The following is a 23713-nucleotide window of genomic DNA, read 5'->3' on the forward strand; positions in this document are numbered from 1 at the left end:
GGACGCGACAGGGCCAGCACCTGTGCGGACACAACGGGCCTGGACAAGGCGCGCAGTCTCGGCGCGATGTGTGAAGGAGGCATGACGTCAGTACGACAGCTTGATGCGCCAACCAAGGTTGGCCCCTGCCAGGGCTCATCCGTAGATCCACGCCATGCATGGGTGGCAATGAAGACCCACGCCCCATCCCCGCACACTGCGGCTAGCCGTTGGCGTCGTCGCCAAAGCCGAAACGGGCCGGCCGTGCCGTTCGCAGCGGAACGAACATCATGGCGGCGAACACCACCAAGGCGGGGGTGGACATGATCCAGATGCCCCTGTTGCGAATCCCGATCCCCATGAAGTCGACCTGCAGATCGCCGATCCATTGCAGCTGCGTCAGTATCATCACCAGCCCGCCGATAGTCGCGCACGGCAACCCACCGTGACCGGCCCCCAACAACGTCGGTGTCAGAAACCCGCCCAGCAACGCGAAGCCGACACGGTACACCCAGGGATTGCCGCGCCACCGTGGCGCGCCGAACAACATCAGCAGCATCAGCGCCAGGGTCAACAGACTGGGAAGTACCCAGAGGGCAAGCAGCATTTCGATCATCTCGATCATCGGCCGGGCTCCGCTGGCCTGGCATCCCACGTCGTCGATCGCATCTCCCTGCCCCTCATCACGTCCATGAAGCACGCATTGTTGCCGGTACGCAGGCAGACGCAAAGCCCCGGCAGCGCAAGAACTGCTAAACGCCGCGCCTGCCGATCCGCTACTGTGCCGGCATTGGATGCGGGGAACGGCAGGATGAGCGCGGCAGGCAAGGCGTTGTGGTACATCGAAACCCATGCGGACCAGCCCTTGGCGCTGGCCGATATCGCCGCCGCAGCGGGGCTGTCGCCGTTCCATCTGTCACGCCTGTTCCAGGCCCGCACTGGCACCTCGGTGGTGCGCTACCTGCGCGGACGGCGCCTGACCGCGGCCGCGCAGCGGCTGGCCGCCGGCGCAGGCGACATCCTGCAGGTGGCACTGGGTGCGGGCTACACCACCCATGCAGCGTTCACCCGCGCCTTCAACGAACAGTTCGGGCAGACGCCGGAACGGGTACGCGAACAGGGCACCGATGGCCTCGCGCTGGTACAGGCGATCCGCGTGGACGATGCGCCGGCGCCCTGCGGTGAGGCGCCGCGACTGCTTGACACGCCCGCATTCCAGGTGGCGGGCATCGGCATGCGGCATACCCGCGACAGTGGCGGTGCAATTCCCGGCCAATGGGCGCAGCTCAACCGCGAATGGCCGACGGCCGCTCCAATCAGCTTCGGTGCGTGCTGCAACAGCGACGACGATGGCGGCTTCGATTACATTGCCGCACTGCCCGCCAGCGCGCTGCCGACCGTGCCGGCGCACTGGCAACGGGTGGACGTGCCGGCGCGCCGCTATCTTGTGGCCTGGCACGGCGGGCACATCTCGGCCATCCGCTCGACCTGGTTCTGGCTGCTGGACCATTACCTGCCCGGCTCCGGCCTCAGCCTGGCCAATGCACCCGATCTGGAGCGCTACGACACCCGCTTCGACGAGCACACCGGCAACGGCGGCGTGGAGATCTGGCTGCCAGTCGACGAACGTCCCAACTGACAAGGAACTGAAGATGCGCATGATGGCCGCTGTGCTGGGAATGATCCTCATGGTCTCCACTGCCATCGCCGAGGGCAGCGAGACGCAGGCGGCCGGCGAGCGCCACGGCGCCACCATGGTGGCCAGCGCGGCTGTACGCGATGCGCAGCACCACGACGCGCTGCGCTACACGGTCTGGTACCCAGCGCTGGCCGGCAGCCGGGAAACCGCCCTGACCATCGGCCCGCCCGACGCAGCGCTGTTCGAGGTTGGACGCGCAGCGGTGGATGCTCCCGTCGCGGGGGCTCGCCTGCCGACGCTGCTGCTGTCGCACGGTAACGGCGGCAGCGCACGCATGATGGGCTGGCTGGGCACGGCGCTGGCGCGGAACGGTTATCTGGTGATCGCGGTCGATCATCCCGGCAACAACGGTGCCGACGAGATGACGCTGGCCGGCAGCATGCTGAGCTGGCTGCGCGCGGATGATCTGCGCGCTGCGCTGGCCGCCGTGCAGGCCGATCCGATCCTCGGCCCGCATGTCGATCCAGAACGGCTGGGCGTGGTCGGCTTCTCGGCCGGTGGCTACACCGCGCTGCTGGCAGCCGGTGCACGGCCCAGCCTGCAGCGACTGCTGGCCTTCTGCACCGCGCACCCGGATGACGGCGTCTGCCAACCGCAACAGGAGGCGGCCACGCACACGATGCAGGCGCGCCGGGCCGCTGCGGCTTCGCCCGCGCTTGCCCCCTGGATCGCCGAGGCTGACGCACAGCGCGCGATTCCCGGCGTGCGTGCCGTGTTCCTGCTGGCACCCGCCATCGTGCAGGCGTTCGCGCCCGCGCAGCTGTCCGCGTTGCGGCAGCCGGTATCGATCATGTTGGGGGCCGCAGACACCGTCGCGCCACCGGAGACCAATGGTGAGGCCGCACAGGCGCAGATTCCGCGCGCAACGCTGCAACGCCTGCCGGACGTGGGTCACTACGACTTCCTGGCGGCCTGTACCGTTGTCGGCGGGCAGAGGCTGCCCGAGCTCTGCAGCACTGCGGTTCCCAGGACGAAAACCCACCGGCAGGCGGTGGATGCAGCCACGCGATTCTTCGCCGACGCACTGCGCTAGTGGCCGCCGGATGCGGCCCGGCGCTACAGTGATCGCGTCCACGGAGGAACGATCATGCGCCTGCTGCACCTCACCCTGCCGGTCTCCGATGTCGGCGCCGTCGCTGCGTATTTTCACGATGTCCTGCAGCAACGCGTGATCGGCAACCATGTGCACATCGGCTGGAGCACGATCGAACTGCAGCCCGCTGAAGGACGTCCGCTCGGAGGCGTGCACCTGGCCTTCAACGTGCCGGACAACCGCTTCTGCGAGGCGATGACCTGGCTGCGCGAGCGCACGCCACTGCAACGCAATCCAGCAGGGCTGGATTACTTCGCGCTGGAAAGCAGCTGGCAATCGCAGTCGGTGTACTTCACTGGCCCCGATGGCTTGATCCTGGAACTGATCGGCCGCCGCCGCTTGCCCGACAGTACGCATCAGGGCGCCTTCCACGGCAGCGAACTGACCTGCCTGAGCGAGGTCGGCCTGCCCAGCCACGATGTCGATGCCGTGCGCGAACAGTCCAGCATGCGATTCGGCCTGCAACCGATCAGCCCGCCTTCGCCGCAGTTCGCGCCGATGGGCGACGACGAAGGGCTGCTGATCGTGGTCGCTGCGGACCGGCGCTGGTTCCCCGAGCAGAAGGACCTGCCCAATGCGCAGGGGCTGTTGCTGCAGGTCGGCGACGTGGCCGGCCCGGGCGTTGTGGAGGACGCTGCACTCGGCTGGCGTGTGCAGGCGACCTGATCTACCAGCTGCCCGACGCGCCGCCTCCGCCGCTGCGGCCGCCGCCTCCGGACCAACTGCTGGAGCTGCTCGACGACGAACTGCTGGATGACGAACTGGACGCGCTGCGGTGGCCGCCGGATGATCTGCGGCTGCCGCGAGCCTTCTCACCTGGCAGCATGGTGAAGATCCAGGTGAAGTACAGCACGAGCGTGCCGGCACTCCACCCGATCGTCGTGGCGAGGCGCGCAACCGGGCCGGCGTGATCGATGGCCAGCAGTGCGAAGAGCACGTAGCCAGCGGTCAGCAGCAACAGCACTGCGCACCTCACCCCGAAGCTGCTGCGGTCCTTGTGCCAGCGCGCGCGGCACGCCTGTACGAGGAAAAACACCAGCATGGCCATGATGCCTACCGCCAGGTCCAGCGACGTGTGCAAGGCCAGACTGGGTGGCAACTGGCCACGCACCACCATCACCACGAAGAACCCCGAACTGACCCCGAGCATGCCGAGCAGCACCACGCGCACACCGCGGCTACGGCGCCAGCACCAGCCAAGCAGGCTCGCCACCGGTACGCACAATGCCAACACGATGCAGAGCGCTGCCAGTGCCTGGCGTGGCGCCCACATGGCCGCCGCCAGCACGCCCGCGGCCACCACCGCCGTCACCAGCAGCGGGCGGGCCCAGGCCGGCAATCGCTCCGGGTGCGCCTGCGCCGAGGGCGGCGAGCGCCACAGACCCGCAAGGAAGCCGGCCAGCAGCGTCAGTGCAACCACCGAGTCTGCGCTGCGCCAATCGGCCGGCAGCACGTTGCGCATCGATGGCGCTTCCGATGCCGGCAGGTCCTCGCCATCGATCAGCGCCACTATGATCTTCGTTCCATCCAGCACGCCCTGGTCAAGGTCGCCATCGCGGAAACGCGGCACGATCGCCTTGTCGATGATGCGGGCGGCATAGGCATCGGGTATCGCGCCCTCCAGGCCGTAGCCGGTCTGGATGCGTACACGGCGGTCCTGCACGGCCACAAGCAGCAGCACGCCATCGTCAACGCCTTCGCGGCCCAGCTGCCACTGGTCGAACACCCGCTGCGCGTAAGCTTCGATGCCTTCGTCGCCAACATGGTTGACTACCATCACCTGCAGCTGCGCGCCGGTGCGCGCCTGCAACTGGAATGCCTGCGTGCGCAGTTTGTCGCGGGTATCCGCCGAAAGTGCGTTGGCGGCGTCCACCACCGGATCATCCAGCGCAGGGACTGCAGCACCGGCCATCACCACCCTCGGCAACAGGCACAGCAGCATCAACAGCCATGCCGTGGCCCAGGTGCACGTCATCCTGCGCAGCATCTTCACGTTCCCTGCCCTGCCTCGATCCGCGCATGCAGCGCCTGCAGCTGTGCCGCCGTCTGGTTGAACACCTGCAGATCGGCATCCACCAGGGCCGCCCAGTCAGGCGCGTGCCCCAGCAGTTGCGCCACCTGCTCGTTCGGCGCGCGATCGAAGCCCTCGCCAAGCACGGCAAGATAGCGCGCACGGAACCCCTCGGGATCGCGCTGGTCCTGCACATACAACTGCACGGCCAGCAGACCCGCATACAGGTAGTTCACCAGATAGTTCGGGTCTTCATACATCAGGCGCTTGCCGATCCAGGCGTTGCGCAGCTGCGGGTAGCGCTCCGGTTGCTGGCCGAAGCGTGCGAGCACCCGCCCGGTCAGCGCGTCCAGGTCATCGGCGGTGCCCAGCGTGCCGGCGGCAACGCCCTGGTAGATCGACCGCTCCAGCTGCGCTTCCTCGGAAGAGGTGAACAGCTGCAGCACCATGTCGTCCAGCAGAGATTTCAGGTAGTAGGCCTTGGCACGCGGGTCCTGTGCCTGCTGGTACAGCTGGTCGCGGAAGCGCAGCTCGTTGTAGATCGCGAACGCCTCGGTCAGCCACTGGCTGCCATTGCGCTGCAGCGGCGACGCATGACCCCGCTGCATCCACTCGCCATGCACGGCATGGCCAGCTTCATGGGCGATCTCGACATCGCTTTCCAGGTCCCCGCTGCGGACACCAACGAACAGCATTGCCGGCACACCGGGAGCGCTCACGGAGAACGCGTCCTGGCTGCGGTCACCGCGTTCGGTGGCCAGATCCATGCGGTGGCTGGCCGGATCGAGCAGCGCGCGCAGTTCAGCGACGTACGCCGGGCCCAGGTGCTGCATGGCATCGGCGGCGTTGTCGCGCAGCTGCGCCAGCGTCAGCATCGGTGGCGTGTAGCCAGCATCGGGCACCGTGGTATCCCAGATCTGCGGCGCGTCGATGCCCGATCGCGCAGCGTGGTGCAGCAGCATCTCCTGATAGGCGCGGCGGTCTCCCGCATGCTGTTCGATCGCCACCAGCGTTGCATCCACTGCGGCAGTATCCAGGCCCATGCGCTGATAGCCATGTGCCGGCGCCGAGCCGTCACCCTGCAGGCGTGCCGCGGCGTCATTCACCTGCACCAGCCCCAGCAGCACCGACGCCATCGGCTCACGGCGCGATTGCAGGCCTTGCCAGTAGCCCTTCCAGCCCGCCTCGCGCAGGGCGCGGTCGGGCTGCCGGGCCAGTGCCTGCCTGTCGCGCCCCGTGTCCCAGTGCCGGCCGCCGTGCTCGATCTGCGGATACTCGGCGCTGCGCAGGATCTGCCCACGCAGGCGCGCGAAGCTGTCCAGCGCCGGATCGGCCAGTGCCTCCACGGCCTCATCCAGCGCGGCGTTGGCCGGGGCGGCGGCCTCCTTCAACGCGCGTGCGCGCAGGAAGCCATAGGGTGCTGCCCATGGTGCATCCGCGGACGCCTCGCGCAGAGCGGCGCGGCCGCTGCGGGCAATGCGGCTGCACAGCCCCATCACCTGGTCCAGCGCCTGGGCTGGACGCTGATCACGCGCATTGCGGGCGGCCTGCAGGTGCAGGTAGCTGTGATGGCGCAGGCACTGCGCCTCCAGTACCTCGGCCTGCCGGAAGCGTTCCGCGGGTGCAACGGTGGACGCCTGCTGCAGAGCCTCGACGCGCTTGCCCAGTGCGTCACGCGCGGCCTGTTCGGCGGTGGCATTGGCGAAGTAGGCGCGGTCATCGGCATGCACCGACTGTGCCTGGGCGCCGCTGAGGGAGGCTATCGCCAGCACAGCTGCGATGGCGGTGGTGGTGGCGTGCTTCCTGAAAGCCTGCATCGGCGTCTCCCTGCCTGGACCAGGGATCGAGCCTAGCAGTCACTGGCCCGCCGCGCCTGTGCCGGATCAGGTTTCAGATCGACTCGTCCTCACGCTTGACCAGTGTCCAACACGGCGTCTGCGCAAAGGTGTAGGTCTGCTGGTCGCTGCTGTCCGGCATACGGATCTGCACCTGTCGCTGCCCATCGGCCAGGGGGCTGACCTGCATTTCGCGGCCCTGCCCGGCCAATGCGGCAGGATCGGGCATCACCGGCCACTCGACATCGGCCAGCGCCAGCCGGCTCTCCACCTTGCGCGGTTCCGGCTCGGCCTCCGCATCGATGTAACTGTCCAGCAGCGGATCGGCAGTAGCCTTTTCCTGCAGCGCGATCTCGTTGCCGAAATGCTTCAGGAATGTATCGAATTCCGGGTGGGGGCATTCACTGCGTGCAGCCACAGGTGTGGGCTCGGCGGCAGTGATCGCCGGCGCCGCTGCGGCAGGCCCGGCTTCGCCCGCTGTCTGCGGCGGCTGCGGCGCAGGCGTGCAGGCAACCAGCACCACGCCACAGGCGAGCATCAGCAGTGCGGCAGAACGGTATCGACACATGGGCTCATCCTGAATCCGGTCCGGTCGCTCCATGCTACCGCGCGCCCTACAATTCCGGCATTCCGCCTGTCCGAGAGTCCTCATGCATCGCCTCCTGCTCCTGATCGGCCTGCTGCTGCCCGCCCTGTGGCCAGCGGTGGCGATGGCCGTCGATGTCCACGAAGGCGATCTGCTGTTTGTCACCGCCGGCCGCAGCGGCCTCAGTGCGGCCATCGACGATGCCACCGGCAAGCAGGGCGCGCCCAGCTTCGATCACGTCGCCCTGGTCGCTTCCACGCCGACGGGCTGGGAGGTATTGCATGCGGACGAGAAAGGATCGCGCCGGCAATCGCTGGTCGAGTTCCGCCAGGAGGCGCGCGCCAAGCAGCGGCAGATCGTGGTCTATCGCCTGCACGCACCGCAGCAGGCGGCCATCAAGGATGCGGTCGCCACCGCGCGCACGATGCTGGGCAAGCCGTACAACACGTCGTATGTGTTGAGCGAGGACAGCTACTACTGCTCGGACTTCATCGAACGCGCCTTCCGTGCGCACCACGTGTTCGCATTGCAGCCGATGAACTTCCGCAACCCGCAGACCGGGGAGATCGCCCAGCACTGGGTGGATCTGTACCGCGGCATGGGCATGGACGTACCGCAGGATCAGCCCGGCACCAATCCGAACGACATGTCGGCAGCGCCGGTGCTGCAGCGTGTCGGCGTGCTGGAATAAGCAAAGCCCCGCACGGGGCGGGGCTTTGCATCACCGGAGCTGGTAGCGAGGTCACTCTTCCTCGTCCTGCCCACCCTGCTGCTGGTTGCGCTGGTTGCGCTGCTGCTGTTCCTGCTGCTGTTGCTGCTGCTGGTCGCGGCCACGACCCTGCTGCTGATCCTGCTGGTTCTGCTGGCCCTGCTGCTTCTGGTTCGGGTTCTGGTTCTGCTGTGCCATGTCCGATCTCCAAAGCCACTCGCGGAATGCGGTGGACGTGGCCATCGTCTGCAGCGAATGGTTAATCACGCGTGGGTGCGCGGCTACATCTGCGTGTACGCCTGTGAATGAACGCGCAGAAGCCCTTGTGGCACAAGCGGCTGAAGAATTCATGCGGGTTCGGCATGTGCTCATGCAGTGGTCAGCATGGCGCGCATTCATGTCGTTCTCAGCCGGAAACACGCGCGGAAGGAGGCTGGCTTCCCAACTCACGCAGGCAAGCAAGCCCAGCATTCAGGGCATCACCGGCGGCACATACGCCAGGGTCATCCCCAGCAGCCACAGCAGGCCCAGCACCAGCGGGATGTGCACCAGCAGCTGTATGAAGGTGAAGCCCACGATGTCGCGTGCCTTCAGACCCAGCACGCCCAGCAGCGGCAGCATCCAGAACGGATTGATCAGGTTCGGCAGCGCTTCGGCCGCGTTGTAGACCTGCACCGCCCAGCCCAGGTGTGCCTTCAGTTCGTTGGCGGCCTGCATCACGTACGGCGCCTCGATGATCCACTTGCCACCACCGGAGGGCACGAAGAAGCCCAGCACCGCCGAGTAGACGCCCATCACCAGCGCGAAGGTATCGGTGCTGGCCACGTGCACGAACAGGCTCGACAGCCGGTGCGCCAGTGTCTGCCCGTCGCCACCGGCAGCGTGGGTGAGGATCATCGCGATGCCACCGTACAGCGGGAACTGGATCAGCACGCCGGTGGTGCTGGGCACCGCCTTGGCCACCGCGTTGAGGAAGCTGCGCGGCCGCCAGTGCAGCAGCAGGCCCAGCGAAATGAACAGGAAGTTGTAGGTGTTGAGGTTGGCGATGGCGGTGACCACCGGCTTGTTGGCGAACTCGTTGAACAGCCAGCCGAACGCCAGCAGCGAGAGCAGCACGGTCAGCAGCGGGCTGTACTCCAGCCATTCGCCCGGGCGCGTGCGGCGCTGCAACGGCTGCGGCTCGGCCTGCGCGGCGCCGGGGAAGTCTTCAGCGGTGCGGGCACTGCCGGCGGCCGGTGCGGTCAACCAGGCGATCAGCAGCGAGACCAGGATCAGCACCGCGGTCAGTGCGATCGACTGCCACAGGAAGATGGTTTCGGTGAACGGCAGGACGCCGGTGATCTCGACCAGGCCGGGCGGCATGCTGGCCGGGTTGGCCTGCAGCTGTGCGGCCGACGAGCTCAATCCCATGGCCCACACCGCACCCAGGCCGAGATACGCCGACGCACCGGCCGCGCGGTAGTCCATGCGCAGTTCGGTACGGCGGGCCAGCGCGCGCACCAGCAGGCCACCGAACACCAGCGAGAAGCCCCAGCTGAGCAGCGAAGCGAGCATGCTGACCAGGCCCACGTACACCACCGCACCACGGCCGGTACGCGGCACCCGGGCCAGGAAATCGATGAAGCGTGCGACCACCGGCGCGGTCGCCACGGCGTAGCCACCGATGACCACGAAGGCCATCTGCATGGTGAAGGGGATCAGGCTCCAGAAACCGTCACCGAAGGCGCTGGCGGTGGTCTGCGGGGTCGAGCCGAAGCCCATCGCGGCCAGCGCGACGATGACAACGCCCAGAACCGCGAACACGTACGCATCGGGGAACCACTTTTCCGCCCAGGCGGCCGAGCGCAGCGCTGCGCGCGCCATCCAGCCGTCCTGTACTGCTGCCGTCGAGGCCATCGCCTACCCTCCCAGGTTCGATGGATCGATTCTGGGCGGTGGGGTGCGGCCTGTCAGCCACCTATTGGTCGTAGGTCGCCGAGGAGGGTAGTGCCGGCCGCTGGCCGGCAACCTGGGCATCGCACACGGGTGCAGCCGGCCAGCGGCCGGCTCTACCAGACCTGGGGACGGTCGCAGGTAGTGGGTGGCGGTAGTGCCGGCCGCTGGCCGGCAACCTCGGAATCGCGCACGGGTGCAGCCGGCCAGCGGCCGGCTCTACCAGATCCAAGCATCATCGCAGGTGGTGGGTGGTGGTAGTGCCGGCCGCTGGCCGGCAATCTCGCGATCGCGCACGGGTACAGCCGGCCAGCGGCCGGCTCTACCAGATCCAAGCATCATCGCAGGTGGTGGGTGGCGGTAGTGCCGGCCAGCGGCCGGCACTACCTCACCTTGGGCTCAACGCAGTGCCAGATCCACGGCGACGCCGGCAAACAGCGCGGCACCCACCCAGTTGTTGTGCAGGAACGCCTTGAAGCACGGGCCGCGCTCGCGGTTGCGGCAGATCCAGAACTCGTACACCACCAGCGCGGTGGCCACGGCCACGCCGGCCAGATAGTACCCACCCAGCCCGCCACGCACGCCGACCAGCGCCATGGTGGCCAGGAACAGCGCGTACAGCACGCCCTGGATGACCAGGTCGAGGTCGCCGAACAGGATCGCGGTGGAGTGCGAGCCCATCTTCAGGTCGTCCTCGCGGTCGACCATGGCGTACCAGGTGTCGTAGGCGGTGGACCACAGGATGTTGCCGGCGTACAGCAGCCAGCCCAGCATCGGCACCTCGCCCTGCACGGCGGCGAAGGCCATCGGGATGCCCCAGCCGAACGACATGCCCAGGTAGACCTGCGGCAGATGGGTATAGCGTTTCAGGTAGGGGTAGCTGGCGGCCAGGAACACGCCGATGAAGCTCAAGCCGATGGTCAGGCCATTCAGGGTCAGCACCAGGCCGAACGCCACCAGCATCAGCACCGCGAACAGAGCGAGCGCGGCGCGGCCGCTGATTGCGCCGGTGGCCAGCGGACGCGCCTTGGTGCGTTCCACGTGCGGGTCGAGCCAGCGGTCGGCGTAGTCGTTGATGACGCAACCGGCCGAGCGGGTCAGCCACACGCCTGCTGTGAACACGAACAGCGTCCACAGCGGCGGCAGGCCGCCAGCAGCCAGCCACAACGCCCACCAGGTGGGCCACAGCAGCAGCAACGTGCCGATCGGGCGATCAGCGCGCATCAGACTCCAGTAATGCCGCCAACGCGGCGTCGCCGGCGACTGCGGCGAAGTGAGGGGGGTATCAGCCATGGCGATAGGATACTCCTGCCCCTCCGGCAGGGCTTTGCCGGTGGGGGGAGATTTGTTCGGCGAAACTGGATAGAATGCCGGTCCCGCACCGCCTCATGGCGCTGCGATGCCCGCCCCGGCACTGGCCGACGGCGCGGCAGTTCTACAACGCGCCCGTAGCTCAGCCGGATAGAGTAGTGGCTTCCGAAGCCATTGGTCGGGGGTTCGAATCCCTCCGGGCGCGCCATTTTTCCTTCATTGCCTGTACGCAGCGTCCCAACCGGGCGATGCTGCGAAGTCGCAAGGAATCCGGCTCGCCGCCAGGAATGTCAGGGAATGAACGTTGCCGAGCGATGTTCGCAACCGGCAGCGTCCTGTACCACGATGGAGTAATTCGCGCCCGCGCTGGATGCGCCGGGCAGGAACAGGCCATCACCATCGAACAGAACGCTCTGCTGTTCATCCTGCCCGATCGACACCCCGATCGCTCCCGGTGTGATTTCCTCAAGGATCACGTTGTAAGGCCGCCAGGCATCTTCGCCTGTGCACCTCATCTCTGCGCGAGCGGTCCTTGAGTTCAACCTGCGTCTCTCATCCACCCACAGCTGAAGCGGCTGACCAGCGTTGTGGCTGACCTGGAAGCGCCCATAGGTCAGCCCGTCGATGCTCTCGGTGCCGATGTAAGTGAATTGGACCGGCTGACACTTCGTCGTGCGGTTCGGATGCGCCGCACAGGATGTCAGTGCGGCCGCGAGGCAAAAGGCAGTCAGGCGCTTCATGGGTTCGAGGCCTGATGTGGGTGGTTGTCGCGGCGGAATGCGGCGGTGAGGGCAACCAGCACTACGCCCCAGAGCGGCGTGAGCAGCACGACGCTGATCACCGTCAGCGAAACCGGTACCTGCCAGAGCAGCGATGGCCTGAATCCGCTGAATCTGTAGGCTTCCAGTACAAGTACCACGACCTGGGCCAGAAGGCCCGCGAGCAGCCCCAAGCCAGCCCCCTTGGCAAGCCGCCTGAACGTCAGGCGGCCAGCGGCGGGAACCCGTGCGCCCATTCCCAGCAACAGAAGGCTGACGGCATACAGCCAGAAGAAAACCTGATGTGAGTCGAAGGCGTAAAGCGCCCTGCCCACAAAGTGCAGGAACAGCCAGAGTGCTCCACACGACACCGCGTAGGCCAGCCCGTACCGAAGAATCTGCCTCGCTTTCATCTTGTACCTCTCCGAGGCGTGCAGGCCGATCGCGTTCTGTTGTGGAGGAGCGCGGGAGCTCATGCACCTTGCCTCCTGCTTGGCGGCCTACTCACGCAGCCCATCGCGCAGCGCTCGAGAGTACTGCCTGCCCGAAGTCACTGTCGACACCGAACCGGGAAAGAAGTTCGCTGAGTACAGGATCCATGATGTTCATCGAACTGCACGCACGGTAGACACCAACAGAGCGCTCGCAAATGAAATTCCCACTTCCCTATTCCCACCTCAGACCCACACATCCCACCTCAGACCCACACACATAAGAATCTTCAAAGCGCTCCTGAACACCCTCCGAAGACCTTGGCAGGCCTCTTACTCAGGCTCACAGCAACCACTCGATGCACTTGCTCCCCACAACTTCCCATTACCCCGTACAAGATGAGAATTCCATTGTCATTTATGTAGCCGACAAAACTCCCGCCTCCTGCACCCGAGGCCGCTCTGACGAGATAAACAGTCTCCCCCTCTGCCGGCACTAACCCATTCAACTGTAGTGGCGCGAATTTCTCAGCCGCATCCGATGCTTGGATGATGCTCAAGTTCTGATCGAGCATCCACTGAGCAATCGATTTTTCGCTCTGCGGATTCAAGGTGGCCAAGCGGTCACTTCGAAGTGTCGTCGAGTTCCCAGGAATGATCTCATCCGATGAAACGTCCACCCAATCTGAGTTCCATTCAATGTGTTTGATCTGGCTAGTGCCACAGCCTCCGAGCAATGGAAGAAGGAGCGCAGCCACGCGTAGACTCACCATCATTTGCACCCCAACCGCTTCTTGATAGCATCCCGAACCCTATCGTCTGGAACGCCAAGATGCTCTGCCATGATGTTTCCCTCCCACCCCGGAACGGGCTTGGTAGAACGAGATGGCGCCTGCGACACCACATCGTACATATCAAAACGACCATCGTACTTGAATTTCATCAAATGCCCTGCTTCGTGCGCAGCCGTCCACTCAGTGTTTCCTGCATACCATTTACCGACACTGCCTCCAGTTACGGTCGCCCCCTTCCCCAGCGGAACCTCAACACGGTTTAACCGACCTTTCTCCGGCTGGCTAACAGTCACTGTAAATCCGGGCGCAGACCAGGTCGATTCAATTGCATTTATCATTTTTCTCAAAGTCTCAGGAGTAGCTCCCTCACCACTGAAGCGAATAGGGATGTCGATATGAACTCCACCGTCCACGCAAGTGCAATTGGCCAGCAGTCCGAGCGGATCAACCGCCTGCACTGGATCAGCTGATACATAGGAGAAGGTAGATACCCCTCCGTCGAATCCCATCGGATCACTCTGCGAATAGCGCCCCGCTGCCGGGTCATACTCCCGCTGGTAGTTGTAGAACAACCCACTCGCATCCGTGGCCTGCTGGCCCGGGAATCGTAGCGCCAGCTCGAACGCCCCACCATCCCCATCCGGATCAGCGTTCGGAATCTGGTTACCGAACACCTCGCTCTTGTTGTTCCACTCCCAGATCGCCGCATCGCGCATCGGATCGATCACCACGCGCGGCGTACTCAGATGATCCGGCTGCACGTAGGCCAGCTGCGGAACACCGGTACTCGGCACATTGATCAGCGCCACCGGATAGTTGTCCAACCAGATGGCCTGCAACTGCGCCTGCCCCGTGGCCGAGTAGTTGCCCAGCCACTGCCCTGCTTCGTTATACAGGGTGATCTGAGCAGCGCCACCGGCCGGGCTGCGCAGCACGCGCTCGCCGCGATGGTTGTAACCGTAGCTCTCCAGTGCGGCATTACCCTGCTTCACCGCGTTCATGCGATTGGCATCGCTGTAGGTGAACTTCTTGCTGCCGATGCTGGTGGTGTTGCCCGCCGCGTCATGGTTGCGCGCTTCGCCGTCCACGGCGGTCAGCCGGTGGCTGGTTGCGGGATAGGTGTAGCTGGCGGTGCCTGCCGAGGTGGTCAATGCGATGCGATTGCCGGTGGCGTCATACGCATAGGTTTCAATCGGCGTGCCGGTCGCGCCGTCCTGGGTCTGGGTCAGGCGGCCCAGCGTGTCGTAGGCGTACTTGGCCAGCACCGTCGAGCATGTGCCGGTCTTCAGTTCAGAGGTCGTTGCGGCCGATTGAGTCCAAGCATGGCAATTCTACGATTCCGTACCCGCGCAACGCACCGCGTTTTTGGCGTGAATTACCATGGCAGGAGCGAGGACCAAGAGTGCGAACACTATTACAACTGTCAGGGCCAGCCACCATTTATTGCCTGTAACCGCAAGCACGAAGGGAATGCAGCGATGACGGCCAGTACATGAGCATAGAGTAGAAGAAGCACATATCTGTACAGACTCGACGCCGAATCCGCAACGCCCGCAATACTTCCGCACCGACTTGTTAAGTGAATTGAATGTAGAGAAGCTCTGTTCACGTGCCCCGCAGGAGGAGCACGTGAATGAAAGTATCGACCTCACCGGCAAACCTCCGCGCCAACTATTGCCGCCGCTGCGACAGCATCAGGATGCTGATAGGTAACTCTAAAGGATGAACATAGACAGCGAGCCGGATACCGGGATCCTTACCGCTGGTGAAAATATACAACTGACACCGAAACCCGAGGCAGCGCGGCTCAGTAGCTGTACGGGATACTTGGATGCTACTGCACTGACTGCCGTCGCGGTCTGACCAGGGGGCGAGGATACCTGGGAGAGCACGGCGTTCAGTTGAGTATGGGTACTGATTGCTTCCTGTTGAGTCCCTTGGCCCCACCAGTGTTCTCGTCCAGTGAGAGCTGCCGCACGCCACACAGGCCCGATGCGGATGTTATGGAACACACGCCGCACATGCGGCGTGTGCTACCGAACAATGGCGATCATGGAGGTAGCGTTCGAGAAGAATCAGCTCGGGTCCGACGCACGGGATGCTAGGGCAGACGGAGCAAACGTAGAGACCCGATGTGGATGGGGCTAGTTCTCCCATAGATGTGTCTTCTTGACCCGCCATACTCCTTCCTCTTTTCTCAAGAACACATCTGCGTTCTTTCCTGTCGGAGGGAATCCGATTTCCATGAAAGCAGCATCGTCATCAAAGTACAACTTCTCAATGGCAATGAATGGCGAAGTGCGATCATATGACGACGACTTTACGAACTGAAATCTCCCGCCGTTGGCTTCGCACAACGGCAATGAAGATGACGATTCATCGCCATCCCATAGAACGTTTATCCGTGAAGATCCCCATCCATCTCCTCCGTATGCAGAAAGCGCTGAATCCGAGGATGCCGCCTGGATGATTGCCACCGGATCATGACTACAGGGAGCACCTCTTTCACTGGATGACTTTGCGCATCCAAATAGGGTAAATGCAATTATCAAGCACAAGCCAACGCGAAAGAGGTTAGTGTGAAGCAGGCCTTCTGATCCCATAGACATACTCTTCATAGCTCCAACCCTCCTCGCCCTTGTACTGATTTTTGTTCCAGAAATACTCCGAGAATTGAACCAACTCGTGCTCCAGTGTTCTTTCCAGCTTCTGCAGGAGTTCTGGGCTTCGGTCACCCGATTCGAAGCGGTCAAAATAGGTCTCATGAATAAATATCTCACCCGAGCCAGGCGCGTAACCACCATCGTCATGCCTCATGTATTTTGGCGTAATGACTGGCCCATCGCATTTCGATAGAAGCTGATCAAGATGCCCCTGTCCGATGTTTCCGTATCGCTGGAATCCATCATATTTGCGACTGGTCATTCGATCTTTCGTTCCATTCAAGAATTCCGTCGTCGCGGGGTACTTCTTGCTGACCCAGGAGTGATAGCGGAGAAGTCCTAATGGATCGACAAAGTCTAACGGATCATTTCCTGTGTACGCGTAGATTGAAGCTCCGCCTCTCAAACCGATCGGATCACTCTGCGAATACCGCCCCACCGCCGGGTCGTACTCGCGCTGGTAGTTGTAGAACAACCCACTCGAATCCGTCGCCTGCTGGCCCGGGAATCGCAGCGCCAGCTCGAGCGCCACACCATCCCCATCCGGGTCGGCACTCGGAATCTGGTTGCCGAATACCTCGCTCTTGTTGCTCCACTCCCAGATCGCGACATTCCGTACCGGATCGATCACCACGCGCTGCGTGCCCAGATGATCTGGTTGGACGTAGGCAAGTTCCGGCACGCCGGTGCCCGGCACGTTGATCAGCGCCACCGGGTGGTTATCCAGCCAGATGGCCTGCTGTTGCGCCTGCCCCGTGGCCGAGTAGTTGCCCAGCCACTGCCCGGCCTCATCGTACAGCGTGATCTGAGCTGCGCCACCGGCTGGAGTACGCAGCACGCGCTCGCCGCGATGGTTGTAACCGTAGCTTTCCAGCACGGCATCGCCCTGCTTCACCGCGTTCATGCGGTTGGCATCGCTGTAGGTGAAGGTCTTGCTGCCGATGCTGGTGGTATTGCCCGCTGCGTCATGGGTGCGCGCTTCGCCATCCACCGCAGTCAGGCGATGGCTGGTTGCGGGGTAGGTGTAGCTGGCGGTGCCTGCCGAGGTGGTCAGCGAAGCGCGATTACCGGTGGCGTCATACGCGTAGGTTTCGATCGGCGTGCCAGTCGCGCCGTCCTGGGTCTGGGTCAGGCGGCCCAGCGTGTCGCAATCGCAATTGGCCCGCGGGACAGAGCATAGCGCAATGGCTTCAGACCAACGGAAGAGGATCAGCGCATAATCCAGATCACGATCAGGGGAATCAGCGATATGAGATACACAAGGAACGAGAACCAGAACACCAAGAGGAACAACTTGCGCACTCCTGATGCGCCGTTATGAACCCGCTTCCATCCGCAGATCGGATACTTGGTTAAGAAATGATCTCGCTCCAGGATCGCAGGCCTGCCAAGGGTGTCCCACAGTTCAGGGGAATTTCTCCTTAACTCCCAAACCAGAAAAATTCGCGAAACGAAAGCTATCAACAACGTTGCGATAGCGAGCATGCAAAGGGCTTCAAAAACTGATTCTAATGACATTCGCAGTCGCTCCAGGTAACTCCATTCCCCATGAATCTGCTTCGCCCAATCAGGTAGCTCGCCGAGGCATCCCAACCCCCCTGCCCCCCAATTCCAAATGAAGATACATCGCCAATCCTCAGGGTTGACAGAGAGCCCCCCCCACCGGCCGCTGCTCCCAACGAAAGAATGGAAGAAGCTCCGAGCAATTCGCTTGGATCGACATACATCAGGTTGCCTCCAGTGAGAGTGACATTAGAGACGGTGACGGAGATGGGAGATCCAGTGCCGACGCCAACCCCAGCAAAGCCGAGTTCGACGGACGCCTGACGTCCATTGAGACATTCGGACGTAAGGGTCAGTCTTGCACCACCCACACCACCTACAATCCCTACGCCAGTGCCCGCAAACGTCATGGTTCCAGTCCATGTCGCCAATCCGAGCGGGTCCGCTTTAGCCTGTGGAGTGAGATCCGCGTAACTGAAGGTTGAGATTCCCCCATCCAACCCAATTGGATCACTCTGCGAATACCGCCCCACCGCCGGGTCGTACTCGCGCTGGTAGTTGTAGAACAACCCACTCGAATCCGTCGCCTGCTGGCCGGGGAAGCGCAACGCCAGCTCGAACACCACACCATCGCCATCGGGATCGGCACTCGGAATCTGGTTGCCGAACACCTCGCTCCTGTTGTTCCACTCCCAGATCGCGACATCACTCACCGGATCAATCACCACGCGCGGTGTGCCCAGATGATCCGGCTGCACGTAGGCCAGTTCCGGCACGCCGGTATCCGGCACATTGATCAGCGCCACCGGGTAGTTGTCCAGCCAGATGGCCTGCTGCTGCGCCAGCCCCGTGGCCGAGTAGTTGCCCAGCCACTGCCCTGCTTCGTCGTACAAGGTGATCTGCGCTGCGCCGCCGGCCGGGGTACGCAGAACGCGTTCACCGCGGTGGTTGTAACCGTAGCTTTCCAGTACGGCATTGCCCTGCTTCACCGCGTTCATGCGGTTGGCATCGTTGTAGATGAACGTCTTGCCGCCGATGCTGGTGGTGTTGCCCACCGCGTCATGGTTGCGCGTTTCACCATCCACTGCAGTCAAGCGATGGCTGGTTGCTGGATAGGTGTAGCTGGCGGTGCCTGTCGAGGTGATCAGCGCGGTCCGATTGCCAGTGGCGTCATAGGCATAGGTCTCAATCGGTGTGCCAGTTGCGCCGTCCTGGGTCTGGGTCAAGCGGCCCAGAGCGTCGTAGGCGTACTTGGCCAGCACCGTCGAACCTGCGCCGTTCTTCAGCTCGGTGATCGACCCGACCGGGTCGTAGCCATAGCCCAGCGACAGGCCACCTGCGGCCGAGTCATGTACCGCCTGCGGGCGGTAATCCAGATCCAACGGACGCTGCAGCTGGCGGCCGTTGCCGTAGGTCCAGCCGGTCGCCGGGCCGAAGGCCGCACAGGTCACGTTGTTCACCACGATCTGCCGTACCTGGCCGGGGCGGGTCAGGCCGATCTGGCTGATGCAGCCTTGGGTATCGCGCACGTAGTCGGCCACGCTGCCGTCGGGGTAGGTCAACGCAGTCAGGCGACCCGACTTGCTGTAGGCATAGCGCAGTGTGCTGGCCACACCATTGACGGTCTGCACCTTGCGGGTGACCTGGCCGAAGCGGTCGTGGCAGTACTGGGTGCTGCCATTGGCGTGCAGCACCTGCCCCAGGCGCCCCTTGGCAAAGCGCTCGTCGGCGGTACACGCGGCAGGCGCCACGTCGTAGCTGTAGCCCACGTCCAGATTGGGGTCCGGGTAGGCGATGCCGATCAGGCGGTTGAGTGCATCGTAGTGATAGGTGGCGGTGATGCCGCGTGCATCGGTGGCCGTCTTGCGGTTGCCGGCGGCGTCCACGGTGAAGCTGCTGGCGCCACTGTCCGGGCTGACCTGCCCGGTCAGATCACCGAACCCGTTGTAGGCATAGGTCGTATGCAGGCCTTTCGGGTCGGTGACCTGGGTGACCTGGTCCAGCGCGTTGTACTGGCTGCGGATCTCCGCCGCCACGCCGCCGACATCCTGCAGGGTCTGCGCCAGGCGGTTGAGCGGGTCGTACTGCTGGCTGGTCACGCGCTGCAGTGCGTCGGTGATCGTCTGCGGGTTGCCGTTGGCATCGTAGGCAAAGCCGGTGGCGTGGTTGCCCGCATCCTTCAGCGCGGTCAGCTGGCCAAGCGTGTTGAACGTCCGCGCCAGGGTGCGACGCAGCGTGCCGCCAGTATCCAGCGTGTCTTCCTTGAGGCGGTTGCCGGCATTGTCCAGCGTGTAGTGGATGGTGTTGCCAGCGCTGTCGGCGATATCCGTCAGCCGCTGCGCGGCGTCGTAGACGTAGGTGACGCTGCTGCCGTCGGGCTCGGTGACCTGCTGCACTTGGCCGGTCGGCCAGTAGCTGATCTGGGTAGCCCGGTCCTCGGCTGTGGTGGCACCGCGCACGGTGATCGAGGTCGGCCAGCCGCGGGGATGGTAGGTGTAATCAGTTACCACGCCGTTGGCGTCCTTGACCGACAACGGCCGCCCGAACGCGTCGTAGGCCAAGGTCTCGACCGTCTGGCCCAGCGCATTGGTCACGCTGCGCAGGTCGCCCTTGCGATAGCTGCAGGCACCATTGGCCGCGCACCCCGCGTCATCCGCGGTGTAGTAGGCATAGGTGGAGACATCCGCCACATCACTACGCGGGCCATCCACGCTACGCAGCAGTCCCATCAGCGGGCACTCCGGGCCCTCTGCCTCACAGTAGGTCTGCGTGGTGACGCGGTTGTCACCGGTCACCATGTCGCGCACGGCGATGGTGGTCGGCTGGAGGCGTGCATTGCGCACGATGCGGATCTCACGGTTACCGACGGTCTGCTGCACCAGCCGATTGCTGTCCATGGCCACGCGCATTTCGCTGACGCGCTGGTCCGGAGTACCGGCCGCTTCGGTGGTGGTGGTCACGCTGATGGCGCCTGTGGCAGCATCGCTGGCCTCGGAATAGGCATACTGGGTGACAACGCCTCGGCGATCGGTCACCGACTGCAGCCGGCGCCGGAAATCGGTGCCCTCGGGCAGATAGGTGCGACTGATGCTGCCGTTGCTCTCGGTGACGCCGTTGACCTTGCGCGGAAGGCCGCTGGCGCCGCTGGCGGTCAATGCGTAGGTGCTCTGCTTGCCCAGTGCGTCGGTGACGATCGTGGTGCCTGCCAGGGTGTACTCCAGGCGCACGCCATCAATGCCCACGTCGGCCTGACTGCAATCGCCGGAATGGCGGCTGCAGGTGACCCGCCCCTTGGCGTCGTAGCCGTACCAGCTGTAACGCTGGTTGCCCTCGGCGGTAATGCCGGTCAGGTAGCCCGGGAAGCGGGCGTCCTCATAGTGATACGTGCGGCTGGCACCGTCTGCGTAGGTCGCACTGATCAATTCCCCGGCCGGGGAATAGGCGTAGCTCACCACGGGCTGGCCGGCGATCACCAGGGCCGAGATCAGCGAATCGTCACCCGGCGCGAGATACTGGACGTCCACGCGCCGGCCGGTTGAATGGGTGATGCTGAGCAGGCGGCCATGGCTGTCGCGTGCATAGGTTAGCGAGGTTCCGTCTTCGAAATCGCGGCGCTGCATAAGGCCGCCGGCATCGAACTGAATGCGCTCCTGAGCCCGCGACAACAACCATAGGCTCCCCTGTTGAGCCACGCGGTCCCCACTGCCATCCATTGCCTCATACACCGCTCCCACCTTCTTGAAGGCGAGCTGGCCACCCTCAGCGTCAATCAAACCCACCTGGACTTCCGAACTCGGCGGATAGCCCGTGTCATCAATGCCGAGCGTCAGGTGAATATTGTGCGAGTGCGTCCAACCTTGGCCAATGGCTCCGCCGCTGGTGCTGGTCAAGGAATGATACTGGCGATCGAAGCGGACCCACCCGAAATCAAGGTCCGCTTCCGGCTGAGACTTGTCGCCGGTGGTAGGGTCGCATGGATTACCGACTTTGCACTGCTGCGGCGGCAGCGGAGAAGTCCAGTAGGCCAGCAGCATTGCCATGTTTGGGTCGTCCTGCTGGATCAGGGCGCACATGCCCAGGTTATCGTCCCACATCATCATGGGGCGATTCATGCATTTTGCGGTTCTACTCCGAGATGCATTTTGCCAGAAGACCGTCTGCCTGCAGGAATTAATGCCCTCGAAATAAGTGTTCTTAGCGAATTTGTAGCGCTTGCTTTCGTTGATGACGCTACCGTCATCTCCCACTCCAAGCCCGCCAACCTCCTCCCAGGCCTCTTCAGTCATGACGGTGGCAGCGCACCGCGGATCGCTCGCATTCTTCGACAGGAACATGCTGCGGACGGCATCCTCCGTGGCGTACTTCTGATGGTTCTGCTCATACACCCAATCCGTGGTGACGATCTTCTCGGGCTTGACGCGATAGTCATAGATCGTCTTGTTAGGAAGGGCCCTCTGGCGCTTGACCTCCCAAACGAAAGGCTTATCGACCTCATACTCGGCGAAGAAGGCCCGTATGTCTTTCTGGACAGCCGCCTCCGTGGAACGGGGCTCTCCCATCGAGAAGTAGCTTTCCCATTTCTTCTCGATCTCCTGCGCCTGCACGCTGGACGTCGAGCACGCCAGCACGAACAGCGCAAGACTGATGAGCGAAGTGCCAGAGTTTGCCTTCAACATCCCTGTTCTCCTTCCTGGACGGACACAGCGCCGGCGGGAACGAGAACGTGGGCAGCAACCTCCTCACGTCATGCTTCGGATCGTCCCTGGTCCGGAATGCGGCGTGGCCGCATGGGGACGTTATCTCCGATGTGGTTTACACATTCAAGTCAAAAAACTGTGGAATGAGTCAAATTTCAGAACTTTCTGATGCGGGGGGGGGCGTGTCGGAAATGCAGCCAAGCGTGGGCTCGGCTCTACAAGGCGAATGCCCCAGAAACAGAAACGCCGGGCATCGCCCGGCGTTTCCGTCACCGCATGGAAGGGGTAAATCTCAGTACTTCCCATCAAACGCAAAGATCGGCTTGCGCTGCTTCCACGCGCCAGCGGTGAAGTCCGGGAACTCCAGCGTCTGGAAGCTGTTGGCGATCGACTGCTCGCTCAGCGGGGTGATCGCGCTCCAGGTCACTGCGTCGTAGATGTCGATCGGCATCGGAGCCTTCGCCTTCAGCGCTTCAACAAAGGCATGGATGACGAACCAGTCCATGCCACCGTGGCCGGCGCTGGCGGCGGTGTCGGCGTTCTGCTTCCACAGCGGGTGCTCGTACTCGTCCTGGTACTTCTTGAACTCTTCCCACTGGTGCGGCGGGCTACGGCCTTCGATGTGGATCGAATGGTTCACGTCCATCCACAGGCCCTTGGTGCCCTGCACGCGGAAGCCCATCGAGTACGGGCGCGGCAGCGAAGTGTCGTGCTGCAGCAGGATGGTCTCGCCGTTCTCGCAGGCCAGCGTGGTGGTGACGATGTCGCCCAGCTTGAACTTCACCTTGGTGCTGGGGTGGGTGGTGCCACCGCTCTTGGCAACGGTGTACTCGTGCAGGCCACGCGCCTTGGTCGCGAAGGCATTGATATGGGTGAAGCGGTTGCCACGGTTGATGCCGGTGTACATCGCGCACGGGCCGATGCCGTGGCTGGGGTACAGCTCGCCGTTGCGTTCCACCGAATGCTCGGTGCGCCAGCGTGCTTCGCTCCAGCCCTTGGGGCCGAATTCCACGCCGCTGTCGTAGGGCTGGTTCGGGTCGCCGGAATTGAACTTCACACCGCGCAGGTCATGCTGGTAGCCGGCCTGCAGATGCACCAGCTCGCCGAACAGGCCCTGGCGCACCATCTGCAGCGCGGCCATCACGTCGCGGCGGTAACAGACGTTCTCCAGCAGCATGTACGGGGTGCCCGTGCTCAGCTGGGTCTTCAGCACGTCCCAGTGGTCCTGCAGGGTGATACCGGCCACCACTTCGCAGCCCACGGCCACGGCGGCCTGCATGGCGGCGATCGCCATCGGTGCGTGGTACTCCCACGGCGTGGCGATGATCACGCCATCGATGCCCTTCTGTTCCAGCAGGCGCTTCCAGGCGTTGGTATCGCGGTCCTGGCCGTAGGTCTTCGGGGCCGGCTTGCCGGCCTTGGCCACCATGTCCATGGCACGGCCGAGCATGATCGGTTCGATGTCGCACAGCGCGACCACCTCGACATCGTCGCGGCGCACCAGCTCCTTCAGCAGCACAAGGCCACGCATGCCGGTGCCGATCATGGCCAGGCGCACTTTGCGCCCGCGTGCCCACGCCGGGGTCTGCGGCAGCAGGCTGCTGGCGGCGACAGCGGCACTGGCCGCGATGAATTCCCTACGCTTCATGGCAAACATCTCTCCTCTTGGCAGCGAGCCGGCCGTAGCCGGCCCGCCGGGTCACGCAAACGGA

The 23713-nt window shown here is 63.8% G+C and carries 17 protein-coding genes, 1 tRNA gene and 2 pseudogenes; 5 read left to right on the forward strand and 15 right to left on the reverse strand.

The genetic code is table 11. From position 1 onward, the window contains the following. Window positions 1-202: 202 nt before the first annotated feature. Window positions 203-604 (reverse strand): hypothetical protein, encoded by a 402-nt coding sequence (locus H4O10_RS04190; protein WP_014648738.1) that lies wholly within the window; start codon window positions 602-604, stop codon window positions 203-205. A gap of 186 nt (window positions 605-790) precedes the next feature. Here H4O10_RS04190 and H4O10_RS04195 point away from each other — a divergent pair, with 186 nt between their 5' ends. From H4O10_RS04195 to H4O10_RS04205, 3 genes are read left to right on the forward strand one after another with little or no spacing between them, the layout of a single operon-like run. Beyond that, window positions 791-1618 (forward strand): AraC family transcriptional regulator, encoded by an 828-nt coding sequence (locus H4O10_RS04195; RefSeq protein ID WP_049432233.1) that lies wholly within the window; start codon window positions 791-793, stop codon window positions 1616-1618. Between the two features lie 13 nt (window positions 1619-1631). Then, entirely contained in the window at window positions 1632-2711 is a 1080-nt protein-coding gene (locus tag H4O10_RS04200) for an alpha/beta fold hydrolase (RefSeq protein ID WP_049454281.1), read from the forward strand. 54 nt (window positions 2712-2765) lie between these two features. Continuing rightward, window positions 2766-3437: a VOC family protein gene (locus H4O10_RS04205; protein WP_049454278.1), complete on the forward strand. Its 672-nt coding sequence runs from the start codon at window positions 2766-2768 to the stop codon at window positions 3435-3437. Window position 3438: 1 nt separating this feature from the next. On the opposite strand, the gene H4O10_RS04210 is transcribed toward H4O10_RS04205, so the two are convergent. The 3 genes from H4O10_RS04210 to H4O10_RS04220 all read right to left on the reverse strand — a co-directional run bounded on the left by H4O10_RS04210 (window position 3439) and on the right by H4O10_RS04220 (window position 7185). Further along, window positions 3439-4758, reverse strand: a complete 1320-nt coding sequence (locus H4O10_RS04210) for a TPM domain-containing protein (RefSeq protein WP_049454276.1) — start codon at window positions 4756-4758, stop codon at window positions 3439-3441. Window positions 4759-4760: 2 nt separating this feature from the next. Further along, window positions 4761-6599 (reverse strand): M3 family metallopeptidase, encoded by a 1839-nt coding sequence (locus tag H4O10_RS04215; RefSeq protein ID WP_049454274.1) that lies wholly within the window; start codon window positions 6597-6599, stop codon window positions 4761-4763. Between the two features lie 73 nt (window positions 6600-6672). Then, window positions 6673-7185: a hypothetical protein gene (locus H4O10_RS04220; RefSeq protein ID WP_049432223.1), complete on the reverse strand. Its 513-nt coding sequence runs from the start codon at window positions 7183-7185 to the stop codon at window positions 6673-6675. Window positions 7186-7267: 82 nt separating this feature from the next. On the opposite strand from H4O10_RS04220, the gene H4O10_RS04225 reads away from it, so the two are divergent. Beyond that, entirely contained in the window at window positions 7268-7894 is a 627-nt protein-coding gene (locus H4O10_RS04225; protein ID WP_049432221.1) for a YiiX/YebB-like N1pC/P60 family cysteine hydrolase, read from the forward strand. A 51-nt stretch (window positions 7895-7945) separates the two neighbouring features. On the opposite strand, the gene H4O10_RS22250 is transcribed toward H4O10_RS04225, so the two are convergent. The 3 genes from H4O10_RS22250 to ubiA all read right to left on the reverse strand — a co-directional run bounded on the left by H4O10_RS22250 (window position 7946) and on the right by ubiA (window position 11137). Next, window positions 7946-8110, reverse strand: a complete 165-nt coding sequence (locus H4O10_RS22250) for a hypothetical protein (RefSeq protein WP_005414774.1) — start codon at window positions 8108-8110, stop codon at window positions 7946-7948. A 273-nt stretch (window positions 8111-8383) separates the two neighbouring features. Continuing rightward, a complete protein-coding gene (locus tag H4O10_RS04235) occupies window positions 8384-9808 on the reverse strand; it encodes a TIGR00366 family protein (RefSeq protein WP_172958426.1) in 1425 nt (474 codons plus the stop codon). A gap of 435 nt (window positions 9809-10243) precedes the next feature. Continuing rightward, on the reverse strand, window positions 10244-11137 hold the full coding sequence (gene ubiA, locus H4O10_RS04240) for a 4-hydroxybenzoate octaprenyltransferase (RefSeq protein WP_033833742.1): 894 nt from the start codon (window positions 11135-11137) through the stop codon (window positions 10244-10246). A gap of 149 nt (window positions 11138-11286) precedes the next feature. Between ubiA and H4O10_RS04245 the strand changes: the two genes are divergently transcribed. Then, window positions 11287-11363, forward strand: a tRNA-Arg gene (locus H4O10_RS04245). 82 nt (window positions 11364-11445) lie between these two features. Here the strand turns inward: H4O10_RS04245 and H4O10_RS04250 are convergent. From H4O10_RS04250 to H4O10_RS04285, 8 genes and pseudogenes are all read right to left on the reverse strand, one after another. Beyond that, window positions 11446-11895, reverse strand: a complete 450-nt coding sequence (locus H4O10_RS04250; protein WP_049453480.1) for a hypothetical protein — start codon at window positions 11893-11895, stop codon at window positions 11446-11448. Continuing rightward, window positions 11892-12389, reverse strand: a complete 498-nt coding sequence (locus H4O10_RS04255; protein ID WP_224481903.1) for a hypothetical protein — start codon at window positions 12387-12389, stop codon at window positions 11892-11894. The genes H4O10_RS04250 and H4O10_RS04255 overlap by 4 nt, the downstream gene beginning before the upstream one ends. A gap of 245 nt (window positions 12390-12634) precedes the next feature. Continuing rightward, window positions 12635-13102 carry a hypothetical protein gene (locus H4O10_RS04260; RefSeq protein WP_227832754.1) on the reverse strand — a complete coding sequence of 156 codons (468 nt, stop codon included), beginning with the start codon at window positions 13100-13102 and terminating at the stop codon, window positions 12635-12637. A 14-nt stretch (window positions 13103-13116) separates the two neighbouring features. Beyond that, a pseudogene (locus H4O10_RS04265) lies at window positions 13117-14433 on the reverse strand (RHS repeat-associated core domain-containing protein); the annotation flags it as partial. A 1702-nt stretch (window positions 14434-16135) separates the two neighbouring features. Beyond that, a pseudogene (locus tag H4O10_RS04270) lies at window positions 16136-16942 on the reverse strand (RHS repeat-associated core domain-containing protein); the annotation flags it as partial. A 68-nt stretch (window positions 16943-17010) separates the two neighbouring features. After that, window positions 17011-17286: a hypothetical protein gene (locus tag H4O10_RS04275; protein ID WP_049418016.1), complete on the reverse strand. Its 276-nt coding sequence runs from the start codon at window positions 17284-17286 to the stop codon at window positions 17011-17013. Between the two features lie 23 nt (window positions 17287-17309). Next, window positions 17310-21980 carry an RHS repeat-associated core domain-containing protein gene (locus H4O10_RS04280; protein ID WP_258015420.1) on the reverse strand — a complete coding sequence of 1557 codons (4671 nt, stop codon included), beginning with the start codon at window positions 21978-21980 and terminating at the stop codon, window positions 17310-17312. 313 nt (window positions 21981-22293) lie between these two features. Next, window positions 22294-23649 (reverse strand): Gfo/Idh/MocA family oxidoreductase, encoded by a 1356-nt coding sequence (locus H4O10_RS04285; protein ID WP_049453765.1) that lies wholly within the window; start codon window positions 23647-23649, stop codon window positions 22294-22296. Window positions 23650-23713 lie beyond the last annotated feature (64 nt).

It is taken from the genome of Stenotrophomonas sp. I18B00994 (genome assembly GCF_014145825.1).
Classification (GTDB): domain Bacteria; phylum Pseudomonadota; class Gammaproteobacteria; order Xanthomonadales; family Xanthomonadaceae; genus Stenotrophomonas; species Stenotrophomonas maltophilia.